This is a genomic window from Salmonella sp. NW722, assembly GCF_051702785.1.
In the GTDB taxonomy this organism is placed as follows: Bacteria; Pseudomonadota; Gammaproteobacteria; order Enterobacterales; family Enterobacteriaceae; genus Salmonella; species Salmonella enterica.
This window is the reverse complement of record NZ_JAMMIN010000003.1, coordinates 291,930-317,082: the sequence shown is the minus strand read 5'-3', so window position 1 is coordinate 317,082 and position 25,153 is coordinate 291,930. Positions and strand designations below refer to the sequence as shown.

Annotated in this window: 25 protein-coding genes and 1 other annotated feature; of the genes, 12 read left to right on the top strand and 13 right to left on the bottom strand. The window is 51.4% G+C overall.

The window, feature by feature from the left end; genetic code table 11:
- Nucleotides 1-69: 69 nt before the first annotated feature.
- From creA to creD, 4 genes are read left to right on the top strand one after another with little or no spacing between them, the layout of a single operon-like run.
- Complete coding sequence (creA, locus tag NA330_RS09170; RefSeq protein WP_000875811.1) at nt 70-543, top strand: protein CreA; 474 nt, start codon at nt 70-72, stop codon at nt 541-543.
- 12 nt (nt 544-555) lie between these two features.
- Nucleotides 556-1,245 carry a two-component system response regulator CreB gene (creB, locus tag NA330_RS09165; protein ID WP_001187046.1) on the top strand — a complete coding sequence of 230 codons (690 nt, stop codon included), beginning with the start codon at nt 556-558 and terminating at the stop codon, nt 1,243-1,245.
- Nucleotides 1,245-2,669 carry a two-component system sensor histidine kinase CreC gene (creC, locus tag NA330_RS09160; protein ID WP_023242390.1) on the top strand — a complete coding sequence of 475 codons (1,425 nt, stop codon included), beginning with the start codon at nt 1,245-1,247 and terminating at the stop codon, nt 2,667-2,669. Before creB ends, creC begins: the two co-directional genes overlap by 1 nt.
- A gap of 57 nt (nt 2,670-2,726) precedes the next feature.
- Nucleotides 2,727-4,076 (top strand): cell envelope integrity protein CreD, encoded by a 1,350-nt coding sequence (gene creD / locus NA330_RS09155; RefSeq protein WP_000920382.1) that lies wholly within the window; start codon nt 2,727-2,729, stop codon nt 4,074-4,076.
- 57 nt (nt 4,077-4,133) lie between these two features.
- Here creD and sthE read toward each other — a convergent pair whose 3' ends face one another.
- The 8 genes from sthE to arcA all read right to left on the bottom strand — a co-directional run bounded on the left by sthE (nt 4,134) and on the right by arcA (nt 12,409).
- Nucleotides 4,134-5,219, bottom strand: a complete 1,086-nt coding sequence (sthE, locus tag NA330_RS09150; protein WP_080164331.1) for a fimbrial major subunit SthE — start codon at nt 5,217-5,219, stop codon at nt 4,134-4,136.
- Nucleotides 5,220-5,259: 40 nt separating this feature from the next.
- A complete protein-coding gene (locus tag NA330_RS09145) occupies nt 5,260-5,817 on the bottom strand; it encodes a fimbrial protein (protein ID WP_001056984.1) in 558 nt (185 codons plus the stop codon).
- 17 nt (nt 5,818-5,834) lie between these two features.
- A complete protein-coding gene (locus NA330_RS09140; RefSeq protein WP_052894890.1) occupies nt 5,835-8,372 on the bottom strand; it encodes a fimbrial outer membrane usher protein in 2,538 nt (845 codons plus the stop codon).
- Nucleotides 8,373-8,417: 45 nt separating this feature from the next.
- Nucleotides 8,418-9,101 (bottom strand): fimbrial biogenesis chaperone SthA, encoded by a 684-nt coding sequence (gene sthA, locus NA330_RS09135; RefSeq protein ID WP_000680522.1) that lies wholly within the window; start codon nt 9,099-9,101, stop codon nt 8,418-8,420.
- 70 nt (nt 9,102-9,171) lie between these two features.
- The gene (locus NA330_RS09130) at nt 9,172-9,717 is read right to left on the bottom strand and encodes a fimbrial protein (RefSeq protein WP_001628055.1); all 546 of its coding nucleotides are present in this window, start codon (nt 9,715-9,717) and stop codon (nt 9,172-9,174) included.
- 338 nt (nt 9,718-10,055) lie between these two features.
- A complete protein-coding gene (locus NA330_RS09125) occupies nt 10,056-10,727 on the bottom strand; it encodes a winged helix-turn-helix transcriptional regulator (protein WP_000811635.1) in 672 nt (223 codons plus the stop codon).
- 384 nt (nt 10,728-11,111) lie between these two features.
- On the bottom strand, nt 11,112-11,426 hold the full coding sequence (locus NA330_RS09120) for a hypothetical protein (protein ID WP_000749515.1): 315 nt from the start codon (nt 11,424-11,426) through the stop codon (nt 11,112-11,114).
- A 266-nt stretch (nt 11,427-11,692) separates the two neighbouring features.
- Nucleotides 11,693-12,409 carry a two-component system response regulator ArcA gene (arcA, locus tag NA330_RS09115; RefSeq protein ID WP_001194359.1) on the bottom strand — a complete coding sequence of 239 codons (717 nt, stop codon included), beginning with the start codon at nt 12,407-12,409 and terminating at the stop codon, nt 11,693-11,695.
- A 95-nt stretch (nt 12,410-12,504) separates the two neighbouring features.
- Here arcA and yjjY point away from each other — a divergent pair, with 95 nt between their 5' ends.
- The 6 genes from yjjY to thrC all read left to right on the top strand — a co-directional run bounded on the left by yjjY (nt 12,505) and on the right by thrC (nt 18,775).
- Entirely contained in the window at nt 12,505-12,645 is a 141-nt protein-coding gene (gene yjjY, locus NA330_RS09110) for a protein YjjY (RefSeq protein WP_001541509.1), read from the top strand.
- Between the two features lie 399 nt (nt 12,646-13,044).
- Nucleotides 13,045-13,731 (top strand): tRNA/rRNA methyltransferase, encoded by a 687-nt coding sequence (locus tag NA330_RS09105; RefSeq protein WP_023242388.1) that lies wholly within the window; start codon nt 13,045-13,047, stop codon nt 13,729-13,731.
- A 213-nt stretch (nt 13,732-13,944) separates the two neighbouring features.
- Nucleotides 13,945-14,010, top strand: coding sequence for a thr operon leader peptide (gene thrL / locus NA330_RS09100; protein ID WP_001575544.1), 66 nt, complete (start codon nt 13,945-13,947; stop codon nt 14,008-14,010).
- Nucleotides 13,946-14,066, top strand: a sequence feature (Thr leader region). It overlaps the preceding gene by 65 nt.
- A 25-nt stretch (nt 14,067-14,091) precedes the next feature.
- On the top strand, nt 14,092-16,554 hold the full coding sequence (thrA, locus tag NA330_RS09095; RefSeq protein ID WP_023242387.1) for a bifunctional aspartate kinase/homoserine dehydrogenase I: 2,463 nt from the start codon (nt 14,092-14,094) through the stop codon (nt 16,552-16,554).
- A 1-nt stretch (nt 16,555) separates the two neighbouring features.
- Nucleotides 16,556-17,485 carry a homoserine kinase gene (gene thrB / locus NA330_RS09090; RefSeq protein ID WP_023242386.1) on the top strand — a complete coding sequence of 310 codons (930 nt, stop codon included), beginning with the start codon at nt 16,556-16,558 and terminating at the stop codon, nt 17,483-17,485.
- Nucleotides 17,486-17,488: 3 nt separating this feature from the next.
- Entirely contained in the window at nt 17,489-18,775 is a 1,287-nt protein-coding gene (gene thrC / locus NA330_RS09085; RefSeq protein WP_000781110.1) for a threonine synthase, read from the top strand.
- Between the two features lie 93 nt (nt 18,776-18,868).
- On the opposite strand, the gene yaaA is transcribed toward thrC, so the two are convergent.
- Together yaaA and NA330_RS09075 are read right to left on the bottom strand one after the other, a co-directional pair.
- Nucleotides 18,869-19,642, bottom strand: a complete 774-nt coding sequence (gene yaaA, locus NA330_RS09080) for a peroxide stress protein YaaA (protein WP_023242385.1) — start codon at nt 19,640-19,642, stop codon at nt 18,869-18,871.
- A gap of 78 nt (nt 19,643-19,720) precedes the next feature.
- The gene (locus NA330_RS09075) at nt 19,721-21,151 is read right to left on the bottom strand and encodes an alanine/glycine:cation symporter family protein (protein WP_023242384.1); all 1,431 of its coding nucleotides are present in this window, start codon (nt 21,149-21,151) and stop codon (nt 19,721-19,723) included.
- 268 nt (nt 21,152-21,419) lie between these two features.
- Here NA330_RS09075 and tal point away from each other — a divergent pair, with 268 nt between their 5' ends.
- Together tal and mog are read left to right on the top strand one after the other, a co-directional pair.
- A complete protein-coding gene (tal, locus tag NA330_RS09070) occupies nt 21,420-22,373 on the top strand; it encodes a transaldolase (RefSeq protein WP_000130175.1) in 954 nt (317 codons plus the stop codon).
- Nucleotides 22,374-22,483: 110 nt separating this feature from the next.
- Nucleotides 22,484-23,074 (top strand): molybdopterin adenylyltransferase, encoded by a 591-nt coding sequence (gene mog / locus NA330_RS09065; RefSeq protein WP_000380373.1) that lies wholly within the window; start codon nt 22,484-22,486, stop codon nt 23,072-23,074.
- 56 nt (nt 23,075-23,130) lie between these two features.
- Here the strand turns inward: mog and satP are convergent, their stop codons facing one another.
- From satP to NA330_RS09050, 3 genes are all read right to left on the bottom strand, one after another.
- On the bottom strand, nt 23,131-23,697 hold the full coding sequence (gene satP / locus NA330_RS09060; protein WP_000528525.1) for an acetate uptake transporter: 567 nt from the start codon (nt 23,695-23,697) through the stop codon (nt 23,131-23,133).
- A 149-nt stretch (nt 23,698-23,846) separates the two neighbouring features.
- Complete coding sequence (gene msyB, locus NA330_RS09055; RefSeq protein ID WP_001103477.1) at nt 23,847-24,560, bottom strand: acidic protein MsyB; 714 nt, start codon at nt 24,558-24,560, stop codon at nt 23,847-23,849.
- A 35-nt stretch (nt 24,561-24,595) separates the two neighbouring features.
- Nucleotides 24,596-25,000, bottom strand: a complete 405-nt coding sequence (locus NA330_RS09050; RefSeq protein WP_001258084.1) for a DUF2541 family protein — start codon at nt 24,998-25,000, stop codon at nt 24,596-24,598.
- Nucleotides 25,001-25,153 lie beyond the last annotated feature (153 nt).

Below are 25,153 nucleotides of genomic sequence, written 5' to 3'. Positions count from 1 at the left end.
TGATCTATAACCATTTTATTTTAGAATGTCTAATAATTACGCAATGTAACTTTTATGAATGGTAACAATATGAAATACAAGAGCTTAGTACTTTTCTCAATTTTGTTGCTGCTGGGGCAGAGCGCCCGCGCGGAACAAATTGGTTCAGTCGATACGGTATTTAAAATGTTCGGTCCTGACCATAAAATCGTGGTGGAAGCTTTTGACGATCCTGATGTCAAAAACGTGACGTGCTATGTTAGCCGGGCGAAAACGGGCGGCATAAAAGGTGGATTGGGGCTGGCGGAAGATACGTCTGACGCCGCCATCTCTTGCCAGCAGGTCGGGCCTATTGAACTGAGCGACAAAATTAAGAACGGCAAGGCGCAGGGAGAGGTGGTTTTCAAAAAACGCACCTCATTGATATTTAAGTCATTGCAGGTCGTGCGTTTCTATGATGAGAAACGCAACACGCTGGCGTATCTGGCCTATTCCGACAAAGTGGTCGACGGGTCGCCGAAGAACGCCATCAGCGCGGTGCCGGTCATGCCGTGGCGACAATAACAGGGAAAGAGTATGCAGCAACCGCAGGTCTGGTTAGTCGAGGATGAACAGGGAATCGCCGATACGCTCATCTACACCCTGCAACTGGAAGGGTTTACCGTTGAGCTATTCGCTCGCGGGCTGCCCGCGCTGGAAAAAGCGCGTCAGCAACGGCCGGATGCGGTGATTCTCGATGTGGGACTGCCGGATATCAGCGGCTTTGAGCTGTGTCGGCAGTTGCTGGAACGCCATCCTGCGCTGCCGATTCTTTTCCTGACTGCCCGTAGCGATGAAGTGGATCGATTGCTTGGTCTGGAGATCGGCGCAGATGATTATGTCGCCAAGCCGTTCTCGCCGCGCGAAGTGAGCGCCCGCGTGCGCACGCTGTTGCGCCGGGTGAAAAAGTTTGCTGCGCCGTCGCCGGTGGTGCGTACCGGACATTTTGAACTCAATGAACCGGCGGCGCAGATCGCCTGGTTTGGTACGCCGCTCTCGCTGACGCGTTATGAATTTCTGCTCCTTAAAACCCTGCTACTGTCGCCGGAGCGCGTGTACTCGCGTCAGCAATTGATGGATATTGTCTGGTCTGATGCCCAGGAGACCTTCGATCGGACGGTCGATACACACATCAAAACCCTGCGCGCTAAGCTACGCGCGATCAACCCGGATCTCTCGCCAATTAACACGCATCGTGGAATGGGATACAGCCTGAGGAGCGTCTGATGCGCATCGGAATGCGTTTGCTGCTGGGCTACTTTCTTATTGTCGCCGTCGCCGCCGTGTTTGTGCTGTCTATCTTTGTTCAGGAGATAAAGCCGGGCGTCCGCCGCGCGACGGAAGGGACGCTGATTGACACCGCGACGCTGCTGGCGGCGCTGGCCCGCGACGATCTCCTTTCCGGCAACCCGACTGACGGCCAGTTGGCGAAGGCATTCGCCCAACTGCAACATCGCCCGTTTCGCGCCAATATCAGCGGGATCGTCAAAGTGCGCAATGAATACCATGTCTACATGACGGATGTGCAGGGGAAGGTGTTGTTTGATTCGGAAAACAAAGCGGTGGGGCAGGATTATTCTCGCTGGAATGACGTCTGGCTTACGCTGCGCGGACAGTATGGCGCCCGCAGCACGGCAAAAGATGCTGCCGATCCCAATAGCACCGTGATGTACGTAGCCGCGCCGATAATCAGCGATGGACGGATTATCGGCGTCCTGTCTGTCGGTAAACCGAATGCGGCAATGGCGCCGGTGATTAAGCGCAGCGAACGGCGCATTCTGTGGGCCAGCGCCGTTTTACTGGGAATTGCGCTGGCGATTGGCGCGGGGATGGTCTGGTGGATTAACCGCTCCATCGCCCGGTTGACGCGCTATGCGGATTCTGTCACCGAAAACCGCCCGCTTGCGTTACCTGCATTAGGCAGCAGCGAGCTGCGTAAACTGGCGCAGGCGCTGGAGAGTATGCGCATTAAGCTGGAAGGCAAGAATGACATTGAGCAGTATGTGTATGCGTTGACTCATGAGCTGAAAAGTCCGCTGGCGGCGATACGCGGCGCGGCGGAGATTCTGCGTGAAGGACCGCCCGCGGATGTGGTTACCCGCTTTACAGAGAATATACTGGCGCAAAATACGCGAATGCAGGCGCTGGTAGAGACCCTGCTGCGCCAGGCGCGGCTGGAAAACCGGCAGGATATCCCTCTCGCGCCGGTTGCTGTTGATGAGCTATTTACGCAGCTTAGCGAGGCGCGCAGTATTCAGTTGGCGGCAAAAAAGATCACCCTTACTCTACGGCCTTCCTCGCTGGTCGTCGTCGCCGACGCGGAGCTTCTGGCGCAGGCGTTGGGCAATGTGTTGGACAATGCCATCGACTTTACGCCTGAAAATGGCGTTATCACATTAAGCGCTCAACCGATGGGAGAGAAAGCGATCCTGCAGGTGACGGATTCCGGCTGTGGTATTCCTGATTTTGCGCTGCCGCGCATTTTCGACCGATTCTATTCGTTGCCCCGTGAAAACGGACGTAAAAGCAGCGGGCTTGGGCTGGCGTTTGTCAGCGAGGCGGCGCGGCTCCTCAACGGTGAGGTGACGTTGTGCAACCGCCCCGAAGGCGGCGTGCTGGCCACGTTGACACTTCACCGTCACTTCACATAACTTCAAATTCTCCCCACATCGCGTTCTTACACTGCTGGCATTGCAAAGGAGAACGCTATGTTGAAATCCCCCCTGTTGTGGAAAATGATTACGTTAGGCGGCGCCATGATCCTGCTGTTAATTCCCCTGATGATGGTACGGCACACCATCGTGGAACGTGCTGATTATCGAAGCCATGTAGAAGCCGCTATTCGTCAGAGTACCAGCGGCCCACAAAAGGTTGTCGGCCCGCTGGTGGCGGTTCCGGTGACAGAGCTCTATACCGTGCTGGAAGAGGAGAAAGAGGTCCAGTATAAGCGCAGCTATCTCTATTTTTGGCTGCCAGAGTCGCTATTGGTCGAAGGCAATCAAAACGTTGAAGCGCGAAAAATAGGTATTTATCAGGGGCAGGTGTGGCATACCGATATGGCGATAAAGGCGGAGTTTGATGTGGCCCGTCTGCATGAGCTGAACAGACCGAACATTACCCTTGGAAAGCCCTTTATCGTCGTGGGCGTCGGCGATGCGCGCGGTATCAGCGCAGTAAAAGCGCCGCAGGTCAATGGTGAAACGCTCACTGTAGAACCGGGGACCGGCTTACCGGAAAGTAGAGAGGGCATTCATATCCCGCTGCCGGACAGTCAGTGGGCGACGCGCAACCTGACGTTGGCGATGTCGCTAAATTTAAGCGGAACCGGCAGCTTTTCACTGGTTCCCGTCGGGCGTAGCAGTGAAATGACCCTGACCAGCAACTGGCCGCACCCAAATTTTGTGGGGGATTTTCTTCCCGGTAAACGCGCAATCAGCGGTTCGGGATTTCAGGCCCAGTGGCAAACCAGCCGGTTTGCCACGAATCTCGGCGAACAGTTTGCTGATGCGCAAAAGGTGGATTGGGACAACTTACCGGCGTTTAGCGTCGCTGTATCGACGCCAGCCGATCAGTATCAACTGACGGACAGAGCGACGAAATATGCCATTTTGTTGATTACGCTAACGTTTATGGCGTTCTTTGTCTTCGAAACCCTGACGGGGCAGCGGTTACACCCGATGCAGTATCTGCTGGTGGGGTTATCGCTGGTGATGTTCTACCTGCTGTTGCTGGCACTGTCGGAACATATCGGTTTCACGCCAGCCTGGATCGCCGCAAGCCTGGTGGGCGCGTTGATGAATAGCGTTTATTTGCAGGCGGTGCTGAAAGGATGGCGCAATAGCGTACTGTTTACGCTAGCGTTATTGGCGCTGGATGGCGTGATGTGGGGATTGCTGCGTTCGGAAGATAGCTCGTTGCTTCTGGGTACCGGCGTTCTGCTACTGGCGCTTGGCGGCGTGATGTTCCTGACGCGCCATCTGGACTGGTATTCGCTCTCTTGTCAGCAACGTAAGTCATTACCGCCAGTAAAAGATGACGAATTACGTTTGTGGAAATAAATCTAACGGGCGCGTGCGTTAACGTTTTCCCGCGCAGCGCCAGAAAATGTGATGCCGTTAGTTATAGGTCAGGTTTAATGTTGCCGTGGCATTCGCTTGCCCGGCCGTTACCGTGGCGGCGGTTTTATAGTAGCGCGCGCTAATTTTCAGGGTGGTCGACATATTCATGGTTCCGCCGTTAACCGTCTGGCTGCCATCGGCATTGGTGGTAATCGTGTGAGTAAAGAGATCAATTTTTTGATTGATTGGCAAACTGTCGGTAAAGAAACCGGCGTCCGGCGCCTGAATACCCAACTGTACGCCAACGCCGGTTGCGCTGGTTGGCGCGCTTGCATTGCTCAACTGGATGACTGAATTATCAGGATTGTTTCCGCTGGCCGGTTGGGCGCTTAACGATGCGGAAATAGCGGTGCCTTGTTCGCAGGTCAATAAGATATCCTGCTCGCCTGTGCCCGCGGTTTGACTGTTAGCGAAACTGCCTAAATTGACGCTGCCTAAATCCACGGTGATGGCAGGTGTTTCTACCCGACATCCCATCGCTTTCATAATCAATTGCGTATTACCCAAATACAGATGGGTCAGGATATCGCCGCCGGAGTCTTCCGTTGCGCTATCGCGAAAAGATACGCGCGCCAGTGGGCTTTGGAATGTCGCGGTACCGGAGGTGATTGGACCGCCTAAGGCGACCAGTTCAACATTGTAGGCGGGAGCCATCGCATGGTGTGTTTTATTGCCATCGCCATTATGGTAGGTATTATCGATTGGCATGACATTATCGTAAGGGCCAGCATTCGTTTGGGTTTTAATCGCAATGCCCACGCCGGAAATCCCGGTGCTAAATACCGGCGTGTTGTTCCCGTCATTCGCATTGATTGTCGGTGATGTATTTGACTGCGCGCTACCGGGTTCATATAAAAAACCGACCTTATAATCGCGACTACAGCCATCCATTGTGACTTCGGAGGTGGAAACCCAGCCCGATTGCCACAACACTTCGCCTGCGGTATAGGCGTGGCTATCCACCACAAGCTGCGACGGCGGGGTGATAGTGATCGCGCCTTCATTTCCGGAACGTTTACAGGAGGCGTAACCATGACCGGAATACGCGAACAGCAGAATAAGCGCCAGATATAACCTTCTCATGAAAAATTCCTGCTTTTATACCAGGTGAAATAGAAAGATGTTATTGCCATGCAATAGTGATCGTCACAACGGACGTGAAATCCCCTGCCGTGACTTTTCCATACGGGGTATACATCCTTGCGGCGACAGGCAAATTGGCTTCATGGGTATTACTGTTGATATCCACCGTGTAAGTGACGTTGTTGGCCAGATTGACCAGACTTTTACCGTCCAGGTTAAAAAGCTGTAATCCTAAATCCTGCGCCGGATTGGCCGCGCTGTTTGCATAAATCGCAGAAGCATAATTTGGATCGGGATAAGGTACGCCGTTAAATGAAATCGCGGCTTTTGTGGTCGTTGCCGGGCAATTCGTCATTTTTATGGTGAAAGGAATGGTGGCGGTATTGCCACCGGCCACGGCGATATCCGCCCGGGCATATTGTCCAAGAGAGAGCGTGTCGGGGACCGTAACGGTACACGGATCGGCATAAATTAATCCCGTAACGTTAATGTCTACGGCATCTGCGGTATTGTATGCCGCGCTGATCGAGGGCGACCATAATGCCAGACCCGTGAACGTTAACAGGGCGGCTAATGCAGCAAATCTGTTCATATTCATCTTTTATCCCACCAGAATCACTGGCATTGCTCGTGTAAGATTTCTACGCCAGAAGCGGAGGGGGAGCTCGGTATACGATAAGAGACCTGACACCGGTCTGCTGCTGTTGGCCCCCACTTCACTAATAACCGCCCTTGTTTTTCCAGTCCGGTTAACCAGGCTTGCCCCGCATCACCAACAAAACTGCTGTGATTGTCTGGTTTTGTTAAAGACGAGACGGTCGCGCCAAAAGGAACAGGCAGATTGTTTATGCGGGTTAATACCATCAATGCCTTGTAACCAATATTGGTTTTATATTCAGCCCTGACCACCGCGCCACGGGTAGGCACCAGCGTTTTACTGGTATCAATGAGCTCAATATTTTTTCTAATGCCCGTCGTATCTAAAGACACTTCATTACGATGGTAAGGCGAAGCATAAGGTACGACGGCATAGCCCCGAAAATCGGTGTCCACGCCCGTTTCGTTATTCACGGGGACACCCGCTGCGCCAGGGGCTTTAACCAATATGATGGTGTCGTCCATTGGCTGGGATAGTGTCAGGCCATTTCGATGTAGCAGTACGCCGCCCTGAACGCCATAATTCAGACGGCGCATATGATTATCGTAGCTATACCCGCCGTTAATATCCGCATACGTCCCGTTATAGGTTGCGCTCACATTACCGCTGGTGGCTTTCTCTTGAGAGGAATAACCTTCCTGAACGCTCCATGAGAGATTTTTCTGTGCCAGCGCTGTTCCGTTTAAACCGACAGTGTGCGTGGTATCGCCGTCTTTCGCGGAGTTCATATTGTAGGTGGCATACGTTGACGGCATAAAGGCATCTAACGGAATACTAATATTGATTGAAATTTGCTGGTCATTACTGTCTTCCGTATCGTCGTCTTCATCCTGAGAATTATCGGCGTTCAGCGTATAAGAATAGTTAATGCCATAGCTTACGTTATGCCATGTGTTGTTATAGCCAATACCTAATGATGTGGTATGAGTGTCATTCCAGTAATCTTCATTATATAAAGTGAGTGAAATGGAACCGTAGATAATGTCTTGCGATAACGACAGGTCGGTGCGATTACGTACATGATCATAGTGACTATTATCGCTATAGGTATCCAGCACATCCTCAAGAGCGTAGTAATCTTTGGTCGAATAACGGTAGCCGGCGACAGTGAAATTGGTGCCTGTTGACTGAATATCTTTGCTGTAACGAATACGCCAGGATTGTCCGGTAAGCGTATCGCTAACCACATCGCCTGCTTTAATTTTTGACCATGAGTTGGTGACGTCTAAAGACAATGCGCCCAGATCGCCAAGGTTTAAGCCTGTCCCGATGAGCGCCGCATGATAAACATCATTGCTCAGCGTACTCTCTATTCCGCCATAGGCGGTTATGCCGCCTGCTAATCCGTATAAGGCCGTCAGTTCAGCGAAGTTCTGTTGCGCGGAATGCGTATCTGATGAACGCGTGCGGCCTACCGTCAGGTCGTATTTCAGGTGGCCTTCACGCTGTAATACCGGAACGCTGGCGTAGGGCACAATGAAATGCTGTTCAGAACCATCGGATTCTTTGATGGTGACGTACAGGTCGCCCGAACCGCCGGTTGGATAAAGATCATTAATGGCGAATGGACCCGCCGGAACGTTAGTTTTGTAGATGGTATAACCGTTTTGTTCAACGGTTACCTGCGCGCTGCTTTTGGCCACCCCGCGAATGACCGGGGCGAACCCTTTCATACTGTCCGGCAACATATCGTCATCAGAAGAGATCTGTACGCCCTTAAATGAAATACTGTCAAAGACGTCCGCGGGCGTGTTATTTTCCCCGGCGATCAGCTGTCCTTTTAAAAATTCGATATCGCGAGAAACATAGGTGTAGGCAGAATCCCAGCTATTTTGCCCATCGCTATCATGATTCCAGGTTGAGTAGTTACGAAAACGCCATGCGCCAATGTTAATACCAGGGCGCAGGTTAGCGTATTCGCTATTTTCCGTCCGGTTTTCATCAATATCGTGATCCTGCGATCCGGTAAAACTGTAGTTCAGCAAAAAAGCATTAATGCCTTCATCCCATTCGCTGGTAGGGACGAATTCTCGCGGGTCGGCGATCAACGCGATTTGAGGGATCGCTAAATCCAGCCGGTTACCGATGACATTAAACTTTGCTACAGCGCCAGCCAGCAGACTAAGATCGGTACACCCGTTTGGGTCATTTTTAAGCTCGGGGAAGTTTTCTGTTTTTACGCCCCACTGCTTGAGTTGTTCAACGCTAAGACACGGCTGTAGAGAGAGCTTATTATCTGCTGATTTTTTATTTTTAAAGGCAATATTTTTTGTTTCAACACTGGTGTTATTAATATAAATATCAACATTATAGGTGCCTTCTGCCTGCCCCCCCTTTTCGAAAACCGATAGATCGATATTCTCCACGCCCGGTTCATCATTTTCCAACGATAATGGATTAAAATGATCATGCGCTAACGCTGGTTTTATGGAACAGCATATAAACAGAAACGATAACGCTAATTGAGAACGGGGCTCTACTCTGGAGAATTGCACAGTAAAAGTCCTGAAAGGGTAAAAGTAAAGTGAAGTCGTTAATGGCTAGAATGAACCGGAATGCGGCTCTAAACTCATCCCATAATCGCTGATTAATCGCCACGTTACCGTGCCATGAGGGGCGGCAGTAGAACCCAATTTAAATGACGCTGATGATTTTGGCGGAACGAAGGTCGCTGATTTCACTTCATGGCTGTTAAGCGTCACACTGGCAAAGTTCATATAATAGGGAGTGGGGTTATTTACGGTAATAACATCACCTGCCGTCTGCCATTTTAATTGTTGGCTCTGGCTATCAGGCGTTGATTTTGTTAATGCTGGCGGTCGATATATAAGCTTTATTTGGGTATTAATGGAGATTTCCACGCGGTTCGCGGAGGCATTATCATCAATAGAAGGAATACCCTTAATATTGAGCCAGTACATAGACTCCCGATCTGCAGGTAGGGGGGCGCCAGAGCGAATAACCCGAATACTGTTCTTTTGCCCGGCATCAAGGCGAAAAAGAGGCGGGGTGATAATAAACGCCTGCTTATTTGTGACCTGGGGATCGGCAACCGATAACCATGACTGAACAAGATTCGCTTTGCTGTCTTTATTCTCTACATTGATTGACGACTCATCATTATTGCCGTCGAAAACCAGTCGGGTTCCGCCAACAACAATGCTGGCATGGGCAACATGGCTTGTCAGTAATACGACCAACACGGATTTCTTTATGTGTTTCATTTTTTACTCTGTAAAGATGTTTTACGCTATGGACTGGCATCCTGCCTGTCCACATCAGGATGAGAATGCCTTACTGATACGAAACGGTATACGTAACCTGAGTGCTAACATCTCCACCGGTTACGGTTGCGGAACCATCGTTTGCCATGGCGGCGTAATAGGTAAAGTCTGCTTTCGAGCCGTCGGTTGGCAGGTTCACTGCGGCATCATCCGTGTTATCTGTCACATCGCTATGTGAAGCGTTCTGAATAGAAATACCGACACCCGCGGCGCCCGTTTCCGATCCTTCGTCCGCGTTTTTGAAGTACGTTGGGTTGGAATCATCTGTTGCGCCGTGGAAGCGGAACATGGCCTGGGTTGGTACGCCAGTCCCTGCTTCCGGGCAGCTAACCAGGCTTACGATAAACGGCACGTAATCGGTTGTGGCGCCTTTTTCCGCGATGCGTTCTTTGCTGTAATTACCTAAATCAATGGTGGTATCCGTGGAGCCATTAACCTGAACCGTACACGCCTGATCGTAAATTTTGCCATTGAACGTAATCGTGTTCTGGGCAAATACCGGTGTGGATGCTACGGCAGTTAACATTGCCAGGATGATAATTTTCTTATTAAACATATTAATTGTTGCCTGATTCTATTCGCTGAAAAATAAAGATAGCCATATAAAATAAAATATTATATTTTACTCTGTATGCGCTTCTTTCTGTTCTGTAGATAAGCAGGCGGCTATTCTACGTATATCAACTATGAACTCAATAAAAATTCTGATGCAATATTGAACGGCAGTCCAGTTTCGGACTCGGTAACAAAGTTTAATAAAATACCACTAAAGAAGTATGGTTGATGACTGGATTTATAGAGCAAGATCTCTTTTTTGATAATAGTTATTATTTCCTGGAGGATTTATTTAACTCTATATTGCTTTATTTTTAAGAATATACGACGCTTGTCCGTTTAAAATGAAACCGGCAGGTTTCGAAGCTCTAACAGTCTTCCATGCAGTATTTTTATATAGTCCCCCGCTTTTAGTTCTGAAAGTACCTGCATGATACGGCTGCGTGAAAGCCCGGTTCTCTGCTGTATGAAGTTCTGTGCGTTGATCTCAAATCGTGAGCTTTCAGGATACGACCACAGTTCAAGTAACAGCGCTTTTATCTGGCTATAGGCGTCCTGCCCGATAAGGTTTCTGTCACGGTTAGTCATGAAAGCAATGCGGTACATCAGGATGTTCGAAATGTCACGCCAGAGATGCTTTTCATCGGCTATTTCCACAAAATCTTTTACTGGGACAGGATAATATTCACAGGTGGTTTCGGCGATAAAAAAGACGTCTGAATTCTCTTCTAACTGGTATAAGTCAGCATAGGCATCTACAAGGCCTAAAATCATTGGTGAGACACCGCAGCCCATTACAATGCTGTCGATACGCCGACATACTTTAATAGCGCCTTTAGTGATTAACAGGATGTGGGATTGATTATCAATCTTGATATCCAGTGTTTTACCGGCCGTAATAGTGACAGGGGAGATGTTTTGAATAACGTGCCGATGAATATTTAAAATGGCTTGCAGGTTTTTTTCTTTCCCTGTGGGACGATACACATTCCCGCCGTTTAACTGCTTCATATCTTCCCCATTATTATGGCTGATAAAGTGGTTGACTATTAAAAGGTAAAGATAAATTTAATATTCACTTGAAATTATAATTAAGTAAATAAAAATAGCCAACAAGAATATTTAAGTCAATGTATTCACCTTATCAATGCATGAGCGACAACGCTGTTTGTAAGGTTAACCATAGTAAATGTGATGATTTTATTTGCAATCATTTTATGACAGCTATCATAGGTACCGTGCTTAACGAGCGCGTAGAGCGTACAGGATAGCGAAGCGATGAACATCGCTATTGGAGGATACGAATGAGAGAAAAGTACAAAATGCAGGCGGGCGGCGTTTTACTGAGCGAAATCGCCGCCTGCCGGAACTCCTCCCGGCGGGAGCCATAAGCGGTTAGCGGTACTGGACGATCAGGCTTTGAATCTCCGGATGATCTTTTAACGACACGTGTCGTACCGTGGCGATTCCATTCATCAACGAAATAGCGTTTCCAGACGGTGTGGCGACTGTCTGCAAATGGGGGATATTATTCCGCAAACATGATACCTCGATATTGCGATCGTGAGGCGCAAGATTACAACCATATTCGACAATCTGTCCTTTGAAATGAATAACGCCTGCGGAGACCGGCGCGGTAGCAGCCAGCGCGGCTGATGAAGCTGACATCGCTGCACAAAACAGGTAGCAGCATAATGGTGATTTTTTCATCCTGTGAAACCTCACGTCCTGTGAGCATCCCCTTATTTTTTGGGGACTAACAAATCCCGTGTATTACTCTTTAATGTAAATACACAAACTACCTTAACTTTCGCAAGCTGAGATAAACAGCGCTATACGACAATTTTTATGTAAAAGAGTACGTCATAACGGCAGGTCAGGAGGGAAAGCGAGGCCGCTTAGCGGAAGGGGGACATAAGAAACAGCCAGTAAGAATAACTTACCGGCTGTTTTTACGGTTTGGCGCCTGGGCCGAATTAATCCTGCAGGTCGCCGCAGAAGCGATAACCTTCGCCGTGAATGGTGGCGATGATTTCCGGCGTATCCGGCGTGGATTCGAAATGCTTACGAATACGACGAATGGTAACGTCAACAGTACGGTCATGCGGCTTCAGCTCGCGCCCGGTCATTTTCTTCAACAGCTCTGCGCGTGACTGAATTTTGCCAGGGTTTTCGCAGAAGTGAAGCATCGCGCGGAACTCGCTGCGCGGTAGTTTATACTGCTCGCCGTCCGGGCCGATCAGTGAACGACTGTTGATATCCAGTTCCCAACCGTTGAACTTGTAGCTTTCAACGCTACGACGCTCTTCGCTGACGGTACCCAGGTTCATGGTACGGGACAGCAGGTTGCGGGCACGGATGGTCAATTCGCGTGGGTTAAACGGTTTGGTGATGTAATCATCCGCGCCGATTTCGAGGCCGAGAATTTTGTCGACTTCGTTATCGCGGCCCGTCAGGAACATCAGCGCAACGTTAGCCTGTTCACGCAGTTCACGCGCTAACAGGAGACCGTTTTTCCCTGGCAGATTGATATCCATGATCACCAGGTTGATGTCATATTCAGAGAGGATCTGATGCATTTCCGCGCCATCTGTCGCTTCGAATACATCATAGCCTTCCGCTTCGAAAATACTTTTCAACGTGTTGCGTGTTACCAACTCGTCTTCAACGATAAGAATGTGCGGGGTCTGCATGTTTGCTACCTAAATTGCCAACTAAATCGAAACAGGAAGTACAAAAGTCCCTGACCTGCCTGATGCATGTCGCAAATTAACATGATCGGCGTAACATGACTAAAGTACGTAATTGCGTTCTTGATGCACTTTCCATCAACGTCAACAACATCATTAGCTTGGTCGTGGGTACTTTCCCTCTGGACCCGACAGTGTCAAAAACGGCTGTCATCCTAACCATTTTAACAGCAACATAACAGGCTAAGACGTACCGGACACCTAATAAAACTACGCTTCGTTGACATATATCAAGTTCAATTGTAGCACGTTAACAGTTTGATGAAATCATCGTAGCTAAATGCTAGCTTTCATCACAAATTTGCAATATTCCAACTAGTTACGTAAGCCAACTAATAAATGTGATGAATCCAAAGAACAGGATCTATTTTAAATTAAATTATCCTAAATAAACAGCAGGATAACGATGTTCTGTTAACATAAACAGCAATAGTACAGATACGCAATAGTGTAGCGTCTTTTACGAAATCAAAAATGCTTTTTCAGTGATATCCGTTAAAATTTTGTAAATTTGCGAAGCGTAATATGCTTACAAACGCCAGCTAATTTCCTGTAAATTAGTCAAAAAGAGTAATGAAATGCGTGTAACAATCGTTCTTGTCGCTCCCGCCAGAGCGGAAAATATCGGCGCAGCCGCCCGGGCTATGAAGACCATGGGATTTACTGACCTGCGTATTGTCGACAGCCAGGCGCACCTGGAGCCCACCACCCGTTGGGTCGCACATGGATCTGGAGATATTATTGATAATATTGAGGTTTTCCGCACCCTTGCCGACGCGCTCCACGATGTGGATTTTACCGTCGCGACGACAGCCCGCAGCCGGGCAAAATTTCATTACTACGCTTCGCCCGCTGAACTGGTTCCCTTATTACAGGAAAAATCACGCTGGATGCGTCATGCCGCGCTGGTTTTTGGCCGTGAGGATTCCGGTTTGACCAATGACGAGCTGGCGCTGGCGGATGTATTGACTGGCGTGCCGATGGTGGCGGATTACCCTTCGCTCAATCTGGGTCAGGCGGTCATGGTGTATTGCTATCAATTAGCAGGTTTAATGCAACAGACCACTGAATCCGTTGATATTGCTGATGAATCGCAGTTACAGGCGTTACGCGCGCGCCTTTTACGCCTGCTAACGACTCTGGAGGCGGCCGATGACCACAAATTAACCGACTGGCTACAACAGCGAATCGGCCTGCTGGGACAGCGAGATACGGTAATGTTGCACCGTTTGGTCCATGATATTGAAAAAAAACTAACAAAATAACGTGCTGTAATTTTTAAAATAATAAGAGATTACGTCTGGTTGCAAGAGATCATAACAGGGGGAATTGGTTGAAAATAAATATATCGCCAGCAGCACATGAACAAGTTTCGGAATGTGATCAATTTAAAAATTTATTGACTTAGGCGGGCAGATACTTTAACCAATATAGGAATACAAGACAGACAAATAAAAATGACAGAGTACACAACATCCATGAACCGCATCAGCACCACCACCATTACCACCATCACCATTACCACAGGTAACGGTGCGGGCTGACGCGTACAGGAAACACAGAAAAAAGCCCGCACCTGAACAGTGCGGGCTTTTTTTTCGACCAGAGATCACGAGGTAACAACCATGCGAGTGTTGAAGTTCGGCGGTACATCAGTGGCAAATGCAGAACGTTTTCTGCGTGTTGCCGATATTCTGGAAAGCAATGCCAGGCAAGGGCAGGTAGCGACCGTACTTTCCGCCCCCGCGAAAATTACCAACCATCTGGTGGCGATGATTGAAAAAACTATCGGCGGTCAGGATGCTTTGCCGAATATCAGCGATGCCGAACGTATTTTTTCTGACCTGCTCGCAGGACTTGCCAGCGCGCAGCCGGGATTCCCGCTTGCACGGTTGAAAATGGTTGTCGAACAAGAATTCGCTCAGATCAAACATGTTTTGCATGGTATCAGCCTGCTGGGTCAGTGCCCGGACAGCATCAACGCCGCGCTGATTTGCCGTGGCGAAAAAATGTCGATCGCGATTATGGCGGGACTTCTGGAGGCGCGTGGGTATCGCGTCACGGTGATCGATCCGGTAGAAAAATTGCTGGCGGTGGGCCATTACCTTGAATCTACCGTCGATATCGCGGAATCGACTCGCCGTATCGCCGCCAGCCAGATCCCGGCCGATCACATGATCCTGATGGCGGGCTTTACCGCCGGTAATGAAAAGGGTGAACTGGTGGTGCTGGGCCGTAATGGTTCCGACTATTCCGCCGCCGTGCTGGCCGCCTGTTTACGCGCTGACTGCTGTGAAATCTGGACTGACGTCGATGGCGTGTATACCTGTGACCCGCGCCAGGTGCCGGACGCCAGGCTGCTGAAATCGATGTCCTACCAGGAAGCGATGGAACTCTCTTACTTCGGCGCCAAAGTTCTTCACCCTCGCACCATTACGCCCATCGCCCAGTTCCAGATCCCCTGTCTGATTAAAAATACCGGTAATCCGCAGGCGCCAGGAACGCTGATCGGCGCGTCCAGCGACGATGATAATCTGCCGGTCAAAGGGATCTCTAACCTTAACAACATGGCGATGTTTAGCGTCTCCGGCCCGGGAATGAAAGGGATGATTGGGATGGCGGCGCGTGTTTTCGCCGCCATGTCTCGCGCCGGGATCTCGGTGGTGCTCATTACCCAGTCCTCCTCTGAGTACAGCATCAGCTTCTGTGTGCCGCAGAGTGACTGCGCGCGTGCCCGCCGTGCGATGCAGGATGAATTCTATCTGGAGCTGAAAGAGGGGCTGCTGGAGCCGCTGGCGGTTACTGAGCGGTTGGCGATTATCTCTGTTGTCGGCGACGGTATGCGCACGCTACGCGGCATTTCAGCGAAATTCTTCGCCGCGCTGGCGCGGGCTAATATCAATATCGTGGCGATCGCTCAGGGATCTTCTGAGCGTTCCATTTCTGTGGTGGTGAATAACGACGATGCCACCACCGGCGTGCGGGTAACGCACCAGATGCTGTTCAATACCGATCAGGTGATTGAAGTGTTTGTCATTGGCGTCGGCGGCGTCGGCGGCGCGCTACTGGAACAGCTTAAACGTCAGCAAACCTGGCTGAAGAACAAGCACATCGATCTACGCGTGTGCGGCGTGGCGAACTCAAAGGCGTTGCTAACCAATGTGCATGGCCTGAATCTGGACAACTGGCAGGCGGAACTGGCGCAAGCGAACGCGCCGTTCAATCTGGGACGCTTAATTCGCCTGGTGAAAGAATATCATCTACTCAATCCGGTGATTGTTGATTGTACCTCCAGTCAGGCGGTGGCCGACCAGTATGCCGACTTCCTGCGTGAAGGGTTCCATGTGGTGACGCCAAACAAGAAAGCGAACACCTCGTCGATGGACTACTACCATCAGCTACGTTTCGCCGCCGCGCAATCACGGCGCAAATTCTTGTATGACACCAACGTCGGCGCCGGTTTGCCGGTAATCGAAAACCTGCAAAACCTGCTGAATGCCGGTGATGAACTGCAAAAATTTTCCGGCATTCTTTCCGGGTCGCTCTCTTTTATTTTCGGTAAACTGGAAGAGGGGATGAGTCTCTCACAGGCGACCGCGCTGGCGCGCGAGATGGGCTATACCGAACCCGATCCGCGCGACGATCTTTCCGGTATGGATGTGGCGCGGAAACTGTTGATCCTCGCCCGCGAGACGGGCCGCGAGCTGGAGCTTTCCGATATTGTGATTGAACCGGTGTTGCCGGACGAGTTTGACGCCTCCGGCGATGTGACCGCCTTTATAGCGCATCTGCCGCAGCTTGACGACGCGTTTGCCGCCCGTGTGGCGAAAGCTCGTGATGAAGGTAAGGTATTGCGCTATGTGGGCAATATCGAAGAGGATGGCGTGTGCCGCGTGAAGATTGCCGAAGTTGATGGTAACGATCCGCTCTTCAAAGTGAAAAACGGTGAAAACGCGCTGGCGTTCTACAGCCACTATTATCAGCCCTTGCCGTTGGTGCTGCGCGGCTACGGCGCAGGCAATGATGTGACGGCGGCGGGCGTGTTTGCCGATCTGTTACGGACCCTCTCATGGAAGTTAGGAGTTTAACATGGTGAAAGTGTATGCCCCGGCTTCCAGCGCGAACATGAGCGTCGGTTTCGACGTGTTGGGCGCAGCCGTCACACCCGTTGACGGCACGTTGCTGGGCGATGTGGTATCCGTTGAAGCAGCGGACCATTTCCGTCTGCATAACCTGGGGCGATTTGCCGATAAACTGCCGCCGGAGCCGCGTGAAAATATTGTTTATCAGTGCTGGGAACGTTTTTGCCAGGCATTGGGGAAAACCATCCCGGTGGGGATGACGCTGGAAAAAAATATGCCGATTGGTTCCGGGTTAGGGTCCAGCGCCTGTTCCGTCGTCGCCGCGCTGGTCGCGATGAATGAGCACTGCGGCAAACCGTTAAACGACACGCGTCTGTTGGCGCTGATGGGCGAGCTGGAAGGCCGTATCTCCGGCAGCATCCATTACGATAACGTCGCGCCGTGCTTTCTTGGCGGTATGCAGTTGATGATTGAAGAAAACGGCATTATTAGTCAGCAGGTGCCGGGCTTTGATGAGTGGCTATGGGTACTGGCTTATCCGGGCATTAAAGTTTCCACCGCAGAAGCACGGGCCATTTTGCCTGCGCAGTATCGCCGTCAGGATTGCATTGCGCATGGACGGCATCTGGCCGGTTTTATTCACGCCTGTTACTCGCGGCAGCCGCAGCTTGCCGCCGCGCTGATGAAAGATGTTATTGCCGAACCATACCGCGCGCGTTTACTGCCGGGCTTTAGCCAGGCGCGGCAGGCGGTGTCGGAGATCGGCGCGCTGGCGAGCGGGATTTCCGGGTCGGGGCCGACGCTGTTTGCGCTATGCGATAAACCGGAGACGGCGCAGCGCGTCGCGGACTGGCTGAGCAAACATTATCTGCAAAATCAGGAAGGCTTCGTTCATATTTGCCGGCTGGATACGGCGGGCGCACGAGTAGTGGGATAATCAATGAAACTCTATAATCTGAAAGACCATAATGAGCAGGTCAGCTTTGCGCAGGCCGTCACGCAAGGACTGGGCAAACAGCAGGGACTTTTTTTTCCGCACGAACTGCCGGAGTTTAGCCTGACGGAAATTGATGAGATGCTCAACCAGGACTTTGTCAGCCGTAGCGCAAAGATCCTCTCGGCATTTATTGGCGATGAAATACCGCAGCAAATTCTGGAAGAGCGCGTCCGCGCGGCGTTTGCGTTCCCGGCGCCGGTAGCGCAGGTAGAAAGCGATGTCGGCTGCCTGGAGCTGTTCCATGGTCCGACGCTGGCCTTTAAAGACTTCGGCGGGCGTTTTATGGCGCAAATGCTGACGCATATCAGCGGCGACAAACCGGTGACGATTCTGACCGCAACGTCAGGCGATACCGGCGCGGCGGTGGCTCACGCGTTCTATGGCCTGGAAAATGTGCGGGTCGTCATTCTCTACCCGCGCGGTAAAATCAGTCCGTTGCAGGAAAAACTGTTCTGTACGCTGGGCGGCAACATTGAAACCGTGGCGATCGACGGCGATTTCGACGCTTGCCAGGCGCTGGTGAAACAGGCATTTGATGACGAAGAACTGAAAACGGCGCTGGGGCTGAATTCGGCTAATTCGATTAATATCAGCCGCCTGTTGGCGCAAATTTGCTACTACTTTGAAGCCGTGGCGCAACTGCCGCAGGGGGCGCGTAACCAACTGGTGATCTCCGTCCCCAGCGGCAACTTTGGCGATTTGACGGCAGGGCTGCTGGCGAAGTCGTTAGGCCTACCGGTGAAACGTTTTATCGCCGCCACCAACGTCAACGACACGGTGCCGCGTTTTCTGCATGACGGAAAGTGGGCGCCGAAAGCGACGCAGGCGACCCTGTCGAATGCGATGGATGTCAGCCAGCCGAATAACTGGCCGCGCGTGGAGGAGCTATTCCGCCGTAAAATCTGGCGCCTGACTGAGCTGGGCTATGCGGCGGTGGATGACACTACGACACAACAGACGATGCGCGAGCTGAAAGCGAAAGGTTATATCTCGGAACCTCATGCGGCGGTAGCGTATCGGGCATTACGCGACCAGTTAAACCCTGGCGAGTATGGCTTGTTTCTCGGAACGGCGCATCCGGCGAAGTTTAAAGAAAGCGTGGAGTCCATTCTGGGAGAAACGCTGGCCTTGCCTGAAGCGCTCGCCGAACGCGCCGATCTGCCGCTGCTTTCACATCATCTGCCTGCGGATTTTGCCGCCCTGCGTAAGCTGATGATGACCCGCCAGTAACCATTGCGCCCGGTGGCGCTGTCGCTTACCGGGCCTATGGGGTGGTGTCGATTTGTAGGCCGGATAAGGCGTAACCGCCATCCGGCGATGCCGTTACTGCTCGTAGCGTTTAAAGACCAGCTCGTCTTTTGTGGAGGTTTCTTCATCAAAGAAATACCCTTCACGGTCAAACGCGGTAAGCTGTTCCGGCTTCGTTAAGCGGTTTTCAATAATAAAACGGCTCATCAGTCCGCGCGCTTTTTTGGCGTAGAAGCTTACCACCTTAAACTTGCCGTTTTTCTCATCAAGGAACACGGGCTTAATCAGTTCGGCATTCAGTTTCTTCGGCTTCACCGATTTAAAATATTCCTCAGAGGCCAGATTCACCACCACCCGATCGCCCTGCGCCTCAAGCGCTTCGTTGAGCTTATCGGTAATGATATCGCCCCAGAATTGATAAAGATCTTTGCCGCGCGGATTCTCCAGGCGAATCCCCATCTCCAGACGATAAGGCTGCATTAAATCCAGCGGGCGCAATACGCCATACAAGCCAGAGAGCATACGCAGATGTTGTTGAGCAAAATCAAAATCCGCGTCGCTGAACGTTTCCGCCTGTAGGCCGGTATAAACATCGCCTTTGAACGCCAGAATCGCCTGGCGTGCATTATCCGGCGTAAAATGAGGCTGCCAGTCATGAAAACGCGTGGCGTTGAGATCCGCCAGTTTGTCGCTAATTCCCATCAGCCTGGAAATTTGCGGCGCCGAAAGCTGGCGGGCCTGTTGAATAAGCTGCTGGCTGTGATCCAATAGCTCCGGCTGGGTATAGCGGGTCGTGGCCAGCGGGCTTTGATAATCAAGCGTTTTTGCAGGTGAAATCAGAATCAGCATATCCAGTCCTTGCAGGGAATTTTCTGCGACTTTAGCAAAAAAACGCCGCAGAGTTGACCGATGGTTGCGATTGTCGGCTTAATCGCGCGATGCCGCATCCCAGGTATCTGGCGCCAGTTGTGGTTCGATATCCGGGAAGCGCCGCGGATCGAACTGCGGTCTTACGCCCAGTTTCCGTTGTCGCAGATAATCGCTGGCGAGGGTATACACCACCGGTGAGAGCAACAAAATCGCCGTCAGATTGGTAATGGCCATACAGGCCATGATCATGTCAGCGAGCTGCCATATCAGCGGAAAACTGATAAGCGTACCGGCGATAACCATGCCAAGCGTCGCAAGGCGTAATAGCCAGATAGCCTTTGCGTTATGTAACCGCAGAAAAAACAGATTGTTTTCGGCGTAAATATAGTTGGCGACGATAGAACTGAACGCGAACAGAATGACGATAAGCGCGACAAAACTGGCGCCCCATTCACCGGTCAACGAAACCATTGCATGTTGGAGAAGCTGAATGCCTTCTGTTGACGAGTGGGACGCGTGATTCCCCGCCAGCAGGATAATCATCGCGCTGGCGGTACAGATGATAATGGTGTCGCTGAATACGCCAATCATTTGCACAATCCCCTGCGCGACAGGGTGAGGGGGATACGACGTTGCCGCTGCGGCCGCATTAGGCGTTGACCCCATTCCCGCTTCATTAGAGAACATCCCACGCTGAAAACCGCTGGTAATAGCCTGAGTGAGCGTATATCCGGCTGCGCCTGCCGCGGCTTCCTGCCAGCCAAATGCGCTTTTGACTATCGAGGCGATAACGCCAGGCATTTGCTCAATATGCCAGAGGCAAATGAATACGCTGCCGGCGACCCACAATAACGCGATGAGGGGAATCAGCCATTGCATCAGACGGGCGACGCCTTTGATGCCGCGAATGATAATTAACAGGGCACAAAGCGCCAGAGCAATGCCGGAGATAAGCGGCGGAATGTTGAAGGCGAAATGGAGCGCGCGTGAGACGGCATTCGCCTGCACGCTATTAAAAATCAACCCGTAGGCGACGAGCAGAAAGAGGGCGAAAACCACGCCCATCCAGCGCATTCCCAGCCCACGCGCCATATACCACGCCGGGCCGCCGCGGAACTGGCCTGTCGGGTCACGTTCTTTATAAAGCTGGGCAAGCGAACACTCGGCGAAGGAGGTCGCCATGCCAATGATGGCCGAGACCCACATCCAGAATACCGCGCCGGGACCGCCTGCGGCGATAGCCAGCGCCACGCCGGCCAGATTACCGCTGCCAATCCGCGCCGCGAGGCTGGTACACAGCGCCTGAAATGACGTCAGGCCGCCTGGTTGCGGGCTAAAGCTGCCTTTCAGACTGCGGCTAAATTGGCGAATATAACGAAATTGAATGAATCCGGTACGCCAGGTAAACCAACATCCTGCGCCGAGCAGCAGGTAAATCATTACCGAGCCCCAGAGTATTTCGTTAATAAAACTGAAAAACTCAGGCATTAACGTCCCTCTTGTTGATGCCGGCACGCTTTGATAATCCTGTATAAGCGTGACCCATGATGTAGATGACCTTGTCAGACTAATATTAACGGCAGTTTACCATAAATACGGCGGTATCCTTTAATTGCGCATCAACCGTCGGCAGATACGCAAACAGTGCACAAGGGCAGCCAGGTGCATGTAGGCGGTTGCGCTGTGAGTGCGTCGTGTTATCATCAGGGTAGACCGGTTACATCCCCTAACAAGCTGTTTAAAGAGAAACTCTATCATGACGGACAAATTGACCTCCCTTCGTCAGTTCACCACCGTAGTGGCTGATACCGGAGATATCGCGGCAATGAAGCTGTACCAGCCGCAGGATGCTACAACTAACCCTTCTCTCATTCTTAACGCAGCGCAAATCCCGGAATATCGTAAGCTGATTGACGATGCTGTCGCCTGGGCGAAACAGCAGAGCAGCGACCGCGCGCAGCAGGTTGTTGACGCGACCGATAAGCTGGCGGTGAATATTGGCCTGGAAATCCTGAAGCTGGTGCCGGGGCGTATTTCTACCGAAGTTGACGCGCGTCTGTCTTATGACACTGAAGCGTCTATCGCCAAAGCAAAACGTATCATTAAACTCTACAATGATGCGGGTATCAGCAACGATCGTATCCTGATCAAGCTGGCGTCCACCTGGCAGGGCATTCGCGCAGCCGAACAGCTGGAAAAAGAAGGCATCAACTGTAACCTGACGCTGCTGTTCTCCTTCGCGCAGGCGCGTGCGTGCGCCGAAGCGGGCGTCTACCTGATCTCGCCGTTCGTAGGTCGTATTCTTGACTGGTATAAAGCCAATACCGACAAGAAAGACTATGCGCCAGCTGAAGATCCGGGCGTGGTTTCCGTAACGGAAATCTACGAGTACTACAAACAGCATGGTTACGAAACCGTCGTTATGGGCGCAAGCTTCCGTAACGTAGGCGAAATTCTGGAGCTGGCGGGCTGCGACCGTCTGACTATCGCGCCGGCATTGCTGAAAGAACTGGCGGAAAGCGAAGGGGCGATTGAGCGTAAGCTCTCTTTCTCCGGCGAAGTCAAAGCGCGTCCGGAACGCATTACCGAAGCCGAGTTCCTGTGGCAGCATCACCAGGACCCTATGGCGGTTGACAAACTGGCGGATGGTATCCGTAAGTTTGCGGTAGACCAGGAAAAACTGGAAAAAATGATCGGCGATCTGCTGTAATCATTAACGCGTGGCCCTGATATGGGTCACGCTACCTCTTCTGAAACCTGTCTGTCCTTCCCTTCGCAGTGTATCATTCTGTTTAACGAGACTGTTTAAACGGAATAATCATGGATACCTTACGTATTGGCTTAGTTTCTATCTCCGACCGCGCTTCAAGCGGCGTTTACCAGGATAAAGGCATTCCTGCGCTTGAGGAGTGGCTCGCTTCTGCGCTGACCACGCCTTTCGAGGTCCAACGGCGCTTAATTCCTGATGAACAGGAAATTATCGAGCAAACGTTGTGTGAACTGGTTGATGAGATGAGCTGTCATCTGGTGCTGACCACTGGCGGTACCGGTCCGGCGCGTCGCGACGTCACGCCGGACGCGACCCTTGCCATCGCCGACCGTGAAATGCCAGGTTTTGGCGAACAGATGCGCCAGATCAGCCTGCGCTTTGTGCCGACCGCCATTCTTTCCCGCCAGGTGGGCGTTATCCGTAAACAGGCGTTAATTCTTAATCTGCCTGGACAGCCAAAATCGATCAAAGAAACGCTGGAAGGCGTAAAAGCGGACGATGGCAGCGTTAGCGTGCCGGGCATTTTTGCGAGCGTGCCGTATTGTATACAGCTGCTTGACGGGCCGTATGTCGAAACCGCGCCGGAAGTGGTTGCCGCTTTCCGTCCGAAGAGCGCCAGACGTGAGAATATGTCGTCCTGACCGGAAGATACTGATAGTAGGGTTATTCCTCCCGGTGCGGGAGGAATAAAAGAGATTTAGTGCGCCTCGCCGATTGGCAGAATAGTGCGGCCAAATTGCTCGTTTAGCACTTCACCCATCGCCAGATAAATAGCGCTGGCGCCGCAAACCAGACCAACCCAGCCTGCGATATGGATAATGGCTTCGTTACCGGTGATATTGCCGACCGCCAGCAGAGCGAACAGTACGGTCAGGCTCAGGAAAACAAATTGCAGCGCGCGGGCGGCTTTCAGCGTACCGAAGAACATAAACAGCGTGAACACGCCCCACAGACCTAAATAAGCGCCGAGTAGCTGAGCGTCAGGCGCATCCGTCAGGCCCATTTTCGGCATCAGCAGGATAGCGACCAGCGTCAGCCAGAACGAACCGTAAGAGGTAAAGGCCGTTAAACCAAAGGTATTGCCTTTTTTATACTCCAGCAGACCGGCAAAAATTTGCGCGATACCGCCGTAGAAAATCCCCATCGCCAGAATAATACCGTCCAGGGCGAAAAAACCGGCATTGTGCAGGTTAAGCAGAATGGTGGTCATGCCGAAGCCCATCAGGCCCAGCGGTGCCGGATTAGCCAACTTAGTGTTGCCCATAATTCCTCAAAATCATCATAATTGAATGGTGAAATAGTTTCCCAGAATAACGAGTTCTGTATTCGGGGCGCGGCATAATAATCAGGGGGAAGAGGACTGTCTATGATCTAATAAGGGGGAAAAGAAAATATTTCCCCCTGTGAGGGCATTCACGCCTGAACGGCTGCCATCATTCGTCGCAGGCAGGCTATTTGCAACACCGCCGGAATAGTCACGCGATACGCGCTGCCGCTCATCGCTTTGACGCCGTTTAACGCCGCGCCAACCGGGCCGCCAAGACCTGCGCCGCGCAGCAATCCGTGGCCCAGGATGCTCATTGCGGCATGGGTACGTAAAATGCGGGTAAGCTGGGTGGAAAGCAGGTGGGAGACCCCTTTTGCCAGACTGCGATCTTTCATGAGCAGCGGCAGCAGCTCTTCCAGTTCAGAAACTTTGGCGTCTACGGCTTGCAGAAATTCCTGCTTATGCGCCGCGTCCATCTTCTGCCAGGTATGACGTAAAAAATGCTCCAGCAGTTGCTGTTCTATTTCAAACGTCGACATGCTTTTATCTGCTTTGAGTTTTAGCCGTTTTGCGACATCCAGCAGAATCGCGCGGTACTGTTTTCCGTGCCCGCGTAATTTGTTGGCGATACTGTCGCCGCCGTAATGCTGAAACTCGCCGGCAATGAGCTGCCAGTTACGGCGGTGTTGCTCCGGGTGACCTTCCATCGCTTTGAACAGCTCGTTATGACTAAGGACGCTCGACAAGCGAGCCTTGCCCTTTTCGTTATGCGTCAGCAAACGGGCGAAATCGGCGAGTTGTTCTTCGCTACAATGCTGAAGAAAGTCTAAATCCTCGTCGTGTAAATAGGTGACGTTCATTTTCAGTCTGGCTTTTGGAATAGAAATAACAGCGATTAATCGTCGCCAATGACTTTAAGTCTCGCCATATCGGAAGAATTTACCGTATGGCCTGAGAAGGTAATCTTTGATACGCAGCGTTTGTTGTCGTTATCGCTATTAATATTGATCCAGCCTGTTGTCTGGCCCTCTTTGATTGAGGAAGGGACGTTCAGGCTTTGGCTGGCGCTACGCGCAGTTTTAAAATAGACGGATGCGCCGCTAAGTTCGATGTCGCCGTGATCCGCCGTGAGTTGAATGCGCTTCACGATGCGGCAGACGGGAATTTTCAGCGCGAGATCGTTCGTTTCATTTCTGGGCATGGCAATAACACCCAGTATTTTATGGTCGTTCGCGTGCGCGACGCTACTTAACGCCAGGCCGAAAAGCAGGCCGGCGGAAATCGTTAACACAGATCGCATGGAATTTCTCTTTGACGGGTTCAATAAGCAATTACCGTCTATCATACTCTGCTCATGACAACGATTCAGTTTTGTAATCTTTTCTTTTTATTACAATTTTTCTGTGAATGGTATTCGTTATTTAATTTATTTCATGAATGTTTATCTGTCTGG